Origin of the sequence: Flavobacterium sp. PL11 (assembly GCF_035985025.1) — a bacterium.
Taxonomy (GTDB): domain Bacteria; phylum Bacteroidota; class Bacteroidia; order Flavobacteriales; family Flavobacteriaceae; genus Flavobacterium.
In genome coordinates, this window is record NZ_JAXCIA010000002.1 from 25,196 (window position 1) to 38,414 (window position 13,219).

Sequence of the window (13,219 nt, forward strand, 5' to 3'; positions counted from 1 at the left end):
AATACCTGTTTAAGATAACAGATTTACTATATTATTTGTTTTAACATATTTACAACGGTTAACAACTACACAAAGGGCGAAACTTTTTTTATAAAACTTCATTTATAAAACAAATCTTTCAATAACCAAAAGATTGTCTTTGTAACACAAAACCCCGTCTTTTGTGTATGTACTGTTTTGCAATTGTGCTTATTCCAGATTAACAATAATTGCAATATTTTCTTCTACTTTTTCTATCAAATTAGTTGGTAATTTCCAAACTTTTTTCATTAATCTTCTGTTGTCCATTACTCTATTTTTGTCAATCATTATGTCATCATCTTCTTGTAAAATTGCCATTCCCTTTAACGATGAACTCTTAAAAGATCAGATTCATCTTGATTAGTTGTCGTTTTCAGACAAATAATAAACGCTGGATACAATATCTTATATAGCAAATTTGTTTAAACCATCAGCATTGCTCGAGATTTACCTGCTTCAATTCCTATTTGTGGATTCAATTCAGCAATCCAAATTCCGTATTGATTAATTTATATTTTCAATATTTTCAAATTCTCTTATAATGTTTAATGAATCTTTTTTGCTTAATTCGGATTCGGCTTTAAGTCGTCTCTCTAAAATTTGTATTTTCTAAACTTTGTTACAATAATCAATTGCTTCATTTAGACACCTATTTCTAGAAATACTAATGCTAGAAAGAATTTTTTTCAGTTTTTCCGAATAATAAATTATCTATTTTTAGTGATATTGTTCTCATCATTTTTAATTTATGTCACAAAGGTATAATTATTTAGATATAAAAGTATTTAGCACGATTTTTTTTACGCATGTTCCATACCGTCAGTTCCTCTAAAAACCTCTTAAATTCGCAAAACACTTTAACTATTTGGTAAATATAATTGATTTTCCGCAGAATATAAAGCGATTTTATAAGATAGCTTGCAATTATTGTTGGAAATTTTTGAGGTTAAAAAAGGTTTAAAATTAATAGTTACAAGCTCGAAAGAAAGGGCAATAATTATAGCTAATATTTTAGTAAATTTAGGTCAGCAAAATTAAAAATGCAGCTTAATTTGTATGCTTTAGATATTAAGTTTATGTCTACGAAACCTTGTTCGATGGTTTTCTTGATTGTAATAAAATAAAAATCTAATTGCCATTTAATTACACTCCCGCTGATAGAGTACTAGGCTTTAAAATGGTTTATGATGATTTTACATTTACGAGAGATTTAATACTTATTTCGATTGGGATTTGCTTTGTAAAGTAAATCCGTATTTTCGGAGAATTTCTGTAGTTTGCATAAGTCATTGATAAAAATAATGAAGCTTATCAGGAAAATCCGCAATTGTACTGTGTACTCGAAAGAAGGTCGACGTATTGCTTAATCTTCTTATGCATTGGTATTGAGAATTACAGTGTCTTCAAAATTTTAAAGTGAAAGAGTACTCTCTTTCTGCTAAACTTTACGAACTTTGCGGCGGTAATAACAGTCGGAATAGAGGGCAAGTAGCATTTTGGCGAAAGCCCAAAAGATATCATTTATAGTATCAATAAATTAAAAATAAAATTAAATAAAAATGAAAATAAATCTAAAAAACGGAATTGATCAGCTCCTTTTTGGAATGAAACAAAAAGATGTAATAGCTATTTATGGGAAGCCGGATAGAGATTATAAAGATGAGGATGACAATGTGATTTATGCTTACAATAAGCTTAAAATGCGTTTGACTTTTTATGTTGAAGAAGATTTTAAATTGGGATATATCGTGGCTTCTAGTGCTGAGTTATCACTTTTTGGACATAAAATAATCAATATAAAAATTACTGAAGTCAAAAAAGATCTTGCGGCTAAAGGGATTACAAAGTTTACACAAGAGGAATTTGATACTTTTGAAAATTATTTTAATGAAGAGAATTGGATTATATTTCAAACCGAATTTGATGAGGTAGTTAAATTTGAAATAGGCGCCATTATCAATCAAAAAGATGAATTTGACTGGAAATTCCCAGTTAAAAAGTAATCTTTATAGCTAAAAATAAAACCCGATAGTTGAAAAGCTATCGGGTTTTTTGTTGTTTATAATTTGTTCTATCAACGGCAAACTAATTTTCTAATATTTCATAAATTTTAAAGTCTTTGCTGCCGTTTGTGATTATTTCTAATGCAGTCGCTTTTTTTAATTGTTTGACTGGAATAACAATATAATTTTCTGTGCCTTTATATATTTGCGTTTTTTTAGCTCGTTTATTAACTTGGTTAAGCTCAAACATTTTGCCGTTATTTCTTAAAAGTAGGTTTACTGTTTTGGCATCTTTATTTAATGATAAAGGAATCTTTACGTTTTCCTTCGTACCTAGTTCTAAATAAGTGGCTAATGAATAATCGCGCACATAGACTGCTTGATCGACATCTTTATCAGCTCCTTCGACCATTATTTTAAACTCTCTCAGGAAAAAACTCTTTACCGAACTTCCGGTATTTTTAAACCGAATGTGTTTAATTCCTGTTGCCAAAACTTTAACAGTTCCTTTTCCTTTTTTCTGTTCTACTGTTAATGGTTCCCAATTAATGCCGTCTTTTGAGGTTTCAAACTGACCGTTTTCTAATAAAGAACTCGAATCTAAATTAAAGTGAAATTCATTTGCCTGTAAACTCTTGTCGATATGAAGACCAATGAATTCTTGCGAATTTAAATTGATAACTTCCAGAACGGGAGAAATGGCAATACTGTTATTATTGAGTTGTAAGGGTTGATTTTTTAATTTTTCAGTACTATTAATAAGTGCGGTCGTGCTCATTTTTTCGATTTTTCCAGTAGTAGGAATAAAATAATTTTGCGCTTGCTCAAAAATAGTTTTTACAAAAGGCATTAACACCAGCGAGCCCGTTTTTATTCCTGGCTGATATGGATTTTGATTGAACGTTTTATCGACCACTTTAATATTGTCTAAAAGGGTTTCGATAGTTAGATAATGATTCCAAGCTAGAGCTTTATTTGTGGCTTGTTGCGCTTCAAGATACAACATCGTTTCCAGCCCCACTTTTCCTAATAAATTGAATTGTGTCAACCATGGATCTATTTCACGCAATAAATTTTTGTTTTGTGATTTAGATCTAATTAGATCAGCAACTGGAATGATGTTTTCAAATTCGATTTTTATTTTTGATGCCAATTCCTGAGAATAGTTTCCGTTTTTGTACGCTGCTAAAAAAGAATCAACAATAGGTTTTATAAGCACTGATTCTACTCTTCTATATCCATGTCCGTTAGCGCCTAAATCGCTATTGTGCTCATTAAATAGTTGAAAAGCATCACTCGCTTCAGGCATTACATATTTTGCTGCCGCATACCAAGCAGACATAGGTTCGTAACTCTTTAGATTCCAAGAATAGAGCGCCACGCTAAATAAAGCTACTTTTGAAGCCTCGGCGCGTTCCATAGGATTAGACACAAATCCTGATAGTTCCTTTTTGATAGTGGTATCTAATCCGTAAGCTGCTCCCATCAATAAATGATCTCGCACATAATCACTTACAGGAAAGTTCCACCATATATAAGCTTTGCGCTTGATGCGCTTATTGATCCAGTCTAAATCAGCTGCGCTAACATCATCAATCACGCGATCACCTGTCCACATGACATGAATAGAAGGATGCAATTTATCTCCTAAAATATCTAAATAAGTATCCGGTTTAGGGTTAGACCACGATTTATTATATTCAGTAGGACACATGATTAAGGGTAAAACATCTTTTTTCTTTTCGACAAATTGGCTTTGCAAATAATTTAATAATTGTGCTTGTTTTTCAGCCTTTGTTCCCTCGCCAGAGATGTCATCAAAAAATACTGCATAGGAACGCACACCTAAATCATACATCAGTTCAAATTTGTTTAAAATGGCTAAACTGTCTGTCTTATTCCATTTTATATCTAATCCTGGATGAATGGCCCAAGTGAAATCTATTTCGTTATTTTTAGCTTCCTGAACTAATTCCTTAATTTGCTTTGCCTCTTTTTCTGGATATGGTTTTCTCCAGTTTGGGGAGGAATGGTAAGGATCGTTTTTTGGTCCATAAATATAAGTGTTCAATTTTAAAGCGCCATAAAACTTAAATTGTGAAATTCGGTCTACATGGCTCCATGGATTTCCATAAAAACCTTCTACTGAACCACGAGAAAGTACATCGGGGAAATCGACTATATCCACTAAAGGTAAACTATTGCCTTTTTTTAACTGTCTCAATGTTTGCAATGCATAAAAAGCAGCTCTGTTATCGAACACATTAATTTGGATAAACTCATTATTGATTTTTAATGTGTAACCACCGGACACGTTCAAATTTTTATCGGTGGTTTTTAATAAGCTGATCGTTATTGGAATTGCTTTATTTTGGCTTGTTGTGTCAAAAATTTCGTTTAGTATCGCCGTACTATTTGGTTTTAATTTAAAATTCCCTTGTAATTGATAGGATCTATCGGTGTTTACCGTTCCGTGCACAACATTTATTTGCTGCGGATTGGGATATATTGCACTATTGCTTTGCGCTGTTGTAAAATTTATTACAAATGAAAATAAGGCGATGAGTAAATACTGTTTTTGTTTCATAATACTGCGGTTGGTGGTTTGGTTAATTAGGAGAGCCTTTATACTCAAATATTAAGATGATCGTTTAAAAATTTGCCAAACGTAAAAGTATTGGATTCGTTTGGTAAAATAAAATGCTTTATAAAGAAAAATGTTTTTTTTAAGAATGCAAAAGGTATACGCTTTTGTAGTAATTTAAACCATTAAGTTAGTTAAGTTTAGATTTTTTAAACCACAAACGTACATTAAAAATTTGCTCCGGAAATTTTCTGATTGAGTAACATTACTATTTTAATAGGTTTATTTAAAACATTTAAGTGTAAGAATTTGTGATTCTATTTCCATAATGAAAACAAATAAGAAATTATGGCATATCAATATGTGTGTAAATTTTAATAATGCCCTTCTGAGTGGAGTCGATGGCTTACTAGGGTGTACGCTTTAACCAAAGCTTGTGTTGAGACTCTCGAAAGGCTCAACGAGATAAACCGACACGATAAATTAGGCTTGTAATTCAATAAAAAAACCCAACACATTCTAAAGATGCATTGGGTTTTTATCAATTTATTTTAAAAGTTTTACTGTTTTGGAGCGGGTTGTTTTTCAAACATTTCCAATTCAAAAACTAGAGTTGTATTAGGCGGAATAACATCTCCAGCACCAATATTTCCGTACGCTAAATCAGATGGAAGAAACGCAACCATTTTATCTCCATAAGACATTAATGATAAAGCTTCAAGAAATCCTGGAATCATACCGTCTTTTTTACCTGCTTGAAAAGGAAAGGGTTGGTAGCCCAATTGCTCCGCTCTTCTTGCGTCAAATTTTCCATATTCTTTGGACACATCTTCGTAACTGCTATCAAATAAAGTTCCGTCTTCAAAATAGCCCGCATAATGAAAAAAGAAAGTGCTTCCGTCAGCCGGTTTTATACCGTTACCACTTTTAATTATTTTGTATGTTAGACCAGAAGCAACCTTAGTTGCAGTGGCTTTTATAGTCATGAAATACGCTTCTTTTGCTTTAACAACGTTGCCATATTTTTCTAAATACTCTTTTTTAGTTGTTGCTTCAAGGATTGCTTGTTTGGCTTTATTTTCAGCATTAGCTAATTCTTGTCTCTTTTTATTCTCCCCATTTACTAAATCTTGCTTTTTTTGATCTTCTGATTTGTTATTGAAATAATCAGAAAAAACTTTCGGTGCATCAAATTTTTGCGCTAGTGCTCCTTTTCTAACAATAGTAACCTTTGTGATTACATCGTTTTGAACAATAGCATTTACAATGCTCATTCCCTCAGTCACATGACCAAAAACAGTGTGTTTTCCGTCCAACCACGGTGTTTCCTTATGCGTGATAAAAAACTGACTTCCATTAGTGGTAGGGCCTGAATTTGCCATGGAAAGTATTCCTGGTTTGTTGTGTTTTAAGTCGGTAAATTCATCCTTAAAAGAGTAACCAGGTCCTCCTGAACCATTTCCAGAAGGATCACCACCCTGAATCATAAAGTCATTGATCACACGATGAAATTTTAAACCATCATAATACGGTTTTCCTTTTAATTTTTCATCCGCGACAAAAGTGTTTGTTCCTTCAGCTAAAGCAATAAAATTAGCGACCGTTACTGGTGCTTTTTTATATTCAAGCTCAATGGTAATATCTCCTTTGTTTGTTGCAAGTGTAGCAAAAATCCCTTCCATTGCTATTGACTTTTTTACAACGGGTTTAACCGTTTTCTTCACAATAGATTTTACTGTTGTAGCTGGTTTTTTAGTAGAAACAGGTTTCTTAGTTGTTTGTGAATGTACATTTAACATTCCTAGAAATAATAAAAACAGAATTTTGAATTTCATTTTTTAAATAATTTAAGATCTAACTTTATATATTATTGAGGCATATTTTGCAACAGTTCAATTTCAAAAATGATATTGGCGTTTGGCGGAATCACATCTCCAGCGCCAGCGGCTCCATATCCTAATCGAGACGGAATAAAAATGACCGCTTTATCCCCAAAAGATAATTGTTCCAGTCCTTCAATAAATCCAGGAATCATACCATCTCTTTTTCCAGCTTGAAAAGGAATAGGTTGATATCCGTTTTGGGCTGCTCTATTTTCGTCGTATTTACCAAAAGTTTTTGCAACACTGGCAACACTTGCGTCAAATAATTCACCGTCTTCTAAGAATCCTGCATAATGGATAAAAACATTAGTTCCAGCTGAGGGTTTTTTGCCACCACTTTTCTTAATAATAATGTATTCTAATCCTGATGGAGTTCTAGTTGCTTTTACTTTTAAATCAGCAAAATAAGCCACTTTCTCTTCTCTTACGGATTTATATTTTTCGTCATAGACTTTTTTATTTTCTGTATCAATAGCCGCTCTTTTTGTTTGCTCTTTCGCTTCGATAGTAAAGTAATCATTGAATACTTTTGCAGCATTAAACTTCTTTGCTGCTTCACCGTTTCGAATGATTGTTACTTTTTTGATAAAATCATCTTGCCCTATTTTATTGACTACATCCATTCCGTTTTCTACGACATGACCAAAAATGGTATGTTTTCCCTCTAACCAAGGTGTAGCAAGATGAGTAATAAAAAATTGGCTGCTGTTTGTAGCAACTCCGTTATTGGCCATAGCCAAAACTCCAGCATTGTCAAATCGCAAATCTGAAAATTCATCTTTAAATTTGTAACCGGTATCTCCAGAACCCGTTCCAAGTGGATCTCCAGTTTGAATCATAAAATCTTTGATTACTCTATGAAATTTTAAACCATCATAAAAAGGTTTGTTTTTTAAACTTTCATTAGTAACAAATTCGTTTTTACCTTCGGCTAATGAAACAAAATTTGCTACTGTAATGGGTGCTTTTTGATAGTCTAATTGTAAAATTATATCTCCTTTACTAGTTTCAATTTTTGTATATAAACCATCAGGAAGGTTACTGTTTTCCTCTTTGCAAGAATAAAAGGAGGCTATTACAAGCAATGCGCATAAAATCTTTTTTTTCATTTTTAATTTTCATTTATTAATTTAAGGTGTCATTAGTTTTATTTGCAATAGGCTTTTCTTGCTTCTCAACAAGTGGAACGCCAGTAATGGGTTGTAGTTTGATTTGAGTTTCTTTTTTATAAGCTACTTCCGACTTAAAATCTCTCAAAGTTACCGTGCAAATTATAGGTTGGTTCATCCCAATTTTTTTTTCATCACCGCGGTAACCATATCCCAGCGTAGAAGGAAAGATAAAGTTTACTTTCTCTCCCTTTCGCATCAGTTTGATTCCGTCGCGTAAACCCATTATAATATTTTGTTTATCAACGTAATATGTTTGTGGTCTTAATTGTAACTCAGAGTAGATGAGTGAGCCTTGTAAATCCTTAATTTCATAATCAAAAAAGGCAATATCGCCTTTTTTAGGATTTATAGAGTCTAATTGATTTCTAATTTCATAAGAATACCAATATCCTTTTTTCGAAGCTATATATTGAATATTAGGATTACTTTTAATTAGGTTTTTTATTTGAGTTTCTTCAGTGGCCACTAATTCTTTGTTGCGAATGATCGATTTTTTCATAAAACTTCCTGAGGATTGCGATAGTGGTTTTCTCGCTTCCTGTGGCTGTTTACAACTTGAAAATAGTACAAAAACTAACAAAATACTAAAATATAAAATACTGTTTTTCATGGGTTTAAATGCTTATTTTTGTAACTAAACCTTCAAATTTTTGAATAGTTTCTTGCATAGAATCTACTGATTTTCCACCAGCTGCGTTTCTATGTCCTCCACCATTAAAATTATCTCTAGCAAATTGATTGACATCAAAATCACCTTGGGAACGGAAAGAAATTTTAATTATTTTTTCATCAGCATTTTCGATAAAAATAGCTGCAAATTGAATTCCTTTGATACTTAATCCATAATTCACAATTCCTTCAGTATCCCCTTTTACATAATTAAAGGAGTTTAGCTCGTCTTGATTTAAGGTGGTATAAGCCGTTTTATGCTCCATACGCAATTTCATGTTTTGAAGCGCTTGTCCCAATATTTGCAAACGTCCAAAACCACTATTATCAAAAAGCAAACTCGGAATCTCTGTATTTTCAACGCCTAAATCAATTAGTTCAGCAACTATTCTATGCGTATCGCCCGTTGTTTTTGGAAAACGAAAAGAACCTGAATCAGTGAGAATTCCTGTGTAAATGCATGTTCCTATAGTTTTATCAATATCTTGTTTTTTACCAAGTAAAGAAATAAAATTATAAATCATCTCACAAGTGGAACCAAATGAAGTATCAGAATAAGTGATGGCCGCATAATCATCAGGTTTTTGATGATGATCAATCATTATAAAAGGCGCTTTGAGCGGAGCAAGTACTTTTTCCATTTCGCCTGTACGATGTAAAGCATTGAAATCTAATGTGAAAATAAGATCAGCTTCTTCAAGGATAGTAGTACAATTTAACTTATCCTTTTCGAATATTTTGATGTTTTGGGCGCCAGGCATCCAGGCTAAAAAATCAGGAAATTCATTTGGAGAAACAATAATAGGTTCGTGATTGTATTTTAATAAAAAATGGTATAATGCTAAGGTAGAACCCATAGCATCGCCGTCAGGACCTCGATGTGGTATAATGGCAATCTTTTTTGGCGTTGTTAATAACAACTGTACCGCTTGAATATCTTGTATTTTCATAGGGTGCGAAATTACATTTTTTTAAGGTAAAGTTGAAATCATTAACACGATTTTCACCTATTACAAAAAGTCAGCTGGTTTTTGTCTTAATTTTTGATATAAAAAGTATTTTGGTCCTCTGATAATTTGGGAAGAGTAAATTCCTATTGAGCCCGATGAAAAATAAGCCACTAGACAAGCTAAACCAATAAAAACGCCACTTTCAACCCCAAAAAGCTCCATTCCCATAACCGTGCAAGCAATAGGAGTATGGGTCGCGCCTGAAAATACAGCTACAAATCCCATTCCTGCTAAAAGCGCAATGGGTAACGGTACCACTATTGATAAAGCACTTCCTAAAGTAGCTCCAACAAAAAATAAGGGTGTGACTTCACCACCTTTAAAACCAGCTCCTAAAGTAAAACCGGTAAATAATATTTTGAGTAGAAAGTCATAAGGCGCATTTGCCACGGAAAAAGCATCAACAATTATAGGAACCCCCAAACCTGTATATTTTGAACTTCCTATAAAATAAAAGGCTATTGCCAAAATTATTCCACCAATAAAAGGACGCAGTGGTGGATAAGCAATAGTTTTTGAAAATAATTTCCCCCATAAATGTGTGCTTCTAGAAAATAAAAGCGCTGCCATCCCAAAAAGTATGCTAACAAGAATGACCCACAATATAGTTTTTAAATCCATTTCTGGAATGAAAGGTATTGAATAATGGGTGTGTTTTACTTGCCAAAATTCAACAGTGAAATAAGCAATATAAGCAGTTAAGAAAGATAAAGGGAAGCTTTTAAAATTAATTTTGCTAAAAATTACCAGTTCCAAAGCAAATATTGCACCTGCTAAAGGTGTTCCAAAAATGGAAGCAAAACCAGCGCTGATTCCTAAAATCAAAATTGTTTTTCTATCGAAATTATCTAATTTGAATATTTGCGTAAATTGATCAGCAATTGCGCCTCCCATTTGAACGGCAGTTCCTTCTCGTCCAGCAGAACCTCCAAAAAGATGGGTTATTAAGGTGCCAAAAAGAACTAAAGGAGCCATTTTTAAAGGAATTGCTTTTTGAGGATTTGCATATTCTTCTAACAATAAATTATTGCCTTTTACTGCTGTTTTTCCCCAGTAATGATATGATAAACCTATCAGTAATCCTCCTATTGGCAAAAGCCAAATAATCCAATTGTTAGCAATTCTTGTTTGACTCATATACTCAAGAGCTACTAAAAAAAATGCAGATGCTGAACCTGATAATATTCCGATTAGTGAACAAATCAAAATCCATTTGAAACTAAAAAATAAGTTTTTTTTTATTTTTTCTAAATCCATTGTTGATGCGGTATGCTATTTTACAAAAGTATTATAAATCTTAATTTTAAGATGATTTTTCGTTGATATAATTTTGTTATTCTTGATAAACAAACAATTATTAACTTTGCAATTGTTTTGGTATGTTTATTGCAATTTCGACAAAAAGATGGTTTAAGTTCATATTTAGGAAAGTAAAATAGCCCTCTTTTCTCGACTGAATCATTATGTTGCTTGTGCTCGTGAGTATAATAAAAGCAAGTTTACTAAGTTATAATTTAGAGTATTTTGAAATAGTAATTATTTAGAAAACGCTCCACATATCTATTTTTTAAGTTTAAAAATAGGTTATAAACAATATTTAAAAAGTTATGAAAAGATTTTTAATACTTCTAATTACAGTAACTCTATCTATAAATGGATTTGCGCAAAGTGAATTTAATAATAAATTCAAGGCGATTCCGCTCAAAAATAACGCACCCAAAATTAAGAAAGAGACGCCACCTAAATTTGATATTCCACCTATAGAAAAACCAAATGTTTCTAAAAGTCCCGAAATATTTAGTCCTAATCCAGCTCCTTCAGGATCTATTGCTCCCGCAAATAATTTTTCAATGATTCCAAAAAACGAATTTATTAATCCTGGCGATGTATATAAAGACAAGTGGAATAAAAAAGAAGAAAATCCACAAGGAATTGTATATCGAAGAAATCAAAATTTAGGTAATTTTCAAACGAGCTCTACGTCAGCTAAAGTAATGTATCGCGATGCTGCGTATGTTGACGGTGATAAAATTAGAGTTTATCTAAATGATAAGGTAATTCAGAGTCAAGTAAACTTAGACAGTAATTTCAAGGGTTTTGAAATTGTTTTAGAAAAAGGTTTTAATAAAATAGATTTTGAAGCTTTAAATCAAGGAACTTCTGGTCCAAACACTGCTGAATTTAAAGTGTATGATGATAAAGGATCTTTAATTTCGGCCAGCCAGTGGAATCTTGGAACAGGTTTTAAGGCCACTATAATCTTAGTGAAAGAATAATTGATAATTTTCAAAATTCAGTTTTTCAATTCGAAATATAAAAAGTATTTTTGCGCATGCAACACAACGTACTTATTTTAGATTTCGGATCGCAATATACACAGCTCATTGCGCGTAGAGTTCGCGAATTAAATATATTCTGCGAAATTTTCCCTTTTAATAATTTTCCAACTGATTTATCTTCATACAAAGCCGTAATTCTGGGTGGAAGTCCATTTTCTGTACGAGCAGATGATGCGCCTCATCCTGACTTATCTCAAATACGAGGCAAATTGCCTATGCTTGCTGTGTGTTATGGAGCGCAATACCTAGCGCAGTTTAGTGGTGGAAAAGTAGAAGCTTCAAACACGAGAGAATATGGAAGAGCTAATTTATCTTATATAAAAGAAGATGAGGTTTTCTTTGAAGGCGTTTCACACAATAGTCAGGTATGGATGAGTCATAGCGATAGCATTAAAGATTTGCCGAATAATGGAGTAAAACTTGCCAGCACACATGATGTAGAATTTGCAGCTTATAAAATTGAAGGCGAGACTACTTATGCTATTCAATATCATCCTGAAGTTTTTCATTCTACCGATGGATCCAAGATGTTAGAGAATTTCTTAGTCAAAATTGCAGAAGTCCCTCAAAATTTCACCCCAAACGCTTTTGTAGAAGAGATGGTGGCAGAATTAAAAGAAAAATTGCAAGATGATAAAGTAGTACTTGGACTTTCAGGCGGTGTTGACTCTACAGTAACTGCGGTTTTATTACATCAAGCTATTGGTAAAAATCTATATTGCATCTTTGTTAATAATGGTTTGCTTCGTAAAAACGAGTTCCAAAGCGTTTTAGATCAGTACAAAGGAATGGGTTTAAATGTAAAAGGCGTTGATGCAGGTGATCGTTTTTTATCTGAATTAGCTGGAGTTAGTGATCCAGAAACTAAGCGTAAGATTATAGGACGTGTATTTATCGAAGTTTTTGATGATGAATCACATTTGATAGAAGATGTAAAATGGTTAGCACAAGGAACCATATATCCTGATGTAATTGAGTCGGTTTCTGTCAAAGGACCATCGGCAACTATAAAATCACATCATAATGTAGGCGGTTTGCCAGATTATATGAAACTGAAAATTGTGGAGCCACTTCGTATGCTTTTTAAAGATGAAGTGCGTAGAGTAGGAGCCTCCTTAGGAATTGATAAAGAACTGTTAGGAAGACATCCTTTTCCAGGTCCAGGATTATCGATTAGAATACTAGGCGATATCACACCGGAGAAAGTACAAATTCTACAAGATGTAGACGCCGTTTTTATTGATGGTTTAAAATCTTGGGGATTATATGATAAAGTTTGGCAGGCAGGCGCAATTCTTTTGCCAGTGAATAGCGTAGGAGTAATGGGTGATGAGCGCACTTATGAAAAAGTGGTGGCGCTTCGTGCTGTAGAATCTACGGATGGAATGACTGCTGATTGGGTTCATTTACCCTACGAGTTCTTGATGAAAATTTCTAATGACATAATTAATAAAGTTAAAGGTGTCAATAGAGTGGTATACGACATTAGCTCTAAACCCCCAGCAACAATAGAATGGGAATAACTCTTGAAATTGTAT

At 32.8% G+C, this 13,219-nt stretch carries 10 protein-coding genes; 3 read left to right on the plus strand and 7 right to left on the minus strand.

Annotated elements, in window-relative coordinates; all coding sequences use genetic code 11:
* Positions 1–189: 189 nt before the first annotated feature.
* A complete protein-coding gene (locus RCH18_RS01670) occupies positions 190–339 on the minus strand; it encodes a hypothetical protein (RefSeq protein WP_326935029.1) in 150 nt (49 codons plus the stop codon).
* Positions 340–1,580: 1,241 nt separating this feature from the next.
* Between RCH18_RS01670 and RCH18_RS01675 the strand changes: the two genes are divergently transcribed.
* Positions 1,581–2,024 (plus strand): hypothetical protein, encoded by a 444-nt coding sequence (locus tag RCH18_RS01675; protein WP_326935030.1) that lies wholly within the window; start codon positions 1,581–1,583, stop codon positions 2,022–2,024.
* 82 nt (positions 2,025–2,106) lie between these two features.
* Here the strand turns inward: RCH18_RS01675 and RCH18_RS01680 are convergent, their stop codons facing one another.
* The 6 genes from RCH18_RS01680 to RCH18_RS01705 all read right to left on the minus strand — a co-directional run bounded on the left by RCH18_RS01680 (position 2,107) and on the right by RCH18_RS01705 (position 10,599).
* On the minus strand, positions 2,107–4,611 hold the full coding sequence (locus RCH18_RS01680; RefSeq protein WP_326935032.1) for a beta-N-acetylglucosaminidase domain-containing protein: 2,505 nt from the start codon (positions 4,609–4,611) through the stop codon (positions 2,107–2,109).
* 557 nt (positions 4,612–5,168) lie between these two features.
* Complete coding sequence (locus tag RCH18_RS01685) at positions 5,169–6,443, minus strand: peptidylprolyl isomerase (protein WP_326935033.1); 1,275 nt, start codon at positions 6,441–6,443, stop codon at positions 5,169–5,171.
* Positions 6,444–6,475: 32 nt separating this feature from the next.
* Complete coding sequence (locus tag RCH18_RS01690) at positions 6,476–7,600, minus strand: peptidylprolyl isomerase (protein ID WP_326935034.1); 1,125 nt, start codon at positions 7,598–7,600, stop codon at positions 6,476–6,478.
* Positions 7,601–7,616: 16 nt separating this feature from the next.
* Positions 7,617–8,273 carry a gliding motility-associated peptidyl-prolyl isomerase GldI gene (gldI, locus tag RCH18_RS01695; RefSeq protein WP_326935035.1) on the minus strand — a complete coding sequence of 219 codons (657 nt, stop codon included), beginning with the start codon at positions 8,271–8,273 and terminating at the stop codon, positions 7,617–7,619.
* 4 nt (positions 8,274–8,277) lie between these two features.
* Positions 8,278–9,282: a DHH family phosphoesterase gene (locus RCH18_RS01700; protein ID WP_326935036.1), complete on the minus strand. Its 1,005-nt coding sequence runs from the start codon at positions 9,280–9,282 to the stop codon at positions 8,278–8,280.
* A 60-nt stretch (positions 9,283–9,342) separates the two neighbouring features.
* A complete protein-coding gene (locus RCH18_RS01705) occupies positions 9,343–10,599 on the minus strand; it encodes a voltage-gated chloride channel family protein (RefSeq protein ID WP_326935037.1) in 1,257 nt (418 codons plus the stop codon).
* 350 nt (positions 10,600–10,949) lie between these two features.
* On the opposite strand from RCH18_RS01705, the gene RCH18_RS01710 reads away from it, so the two are divergent.
* Both RCH18_RS01710 and guaA read left to right on the plus strand, forming a co-directional pair.
* Complete coding sequence (locus RCH18_RS01710) at positions 10,950–11,618, plus strand: hypothetical protein (RefSeq protein WP_326935038.1); 669 nt, start codon at positions 10,950–10,952, stop codon at positions 11,616–11,618.
* Between the two features lie 56 nt (positions 11,619–11,674).
* On the plus strand, positions 11,675–13,204 hold the full coding sequence (guaA, locus tag RCH18_RS01715) for a glutamine-hydrolyzing GMP synthase (protein WP_326935039.1): 1,530 nt from the start codon (positions 11,675–11,677) through the stop codon (positions 13,202–13,204).
* The last annotated feature ends 15 nt before the right edge of the window (positions 13,205–13,219 follow it).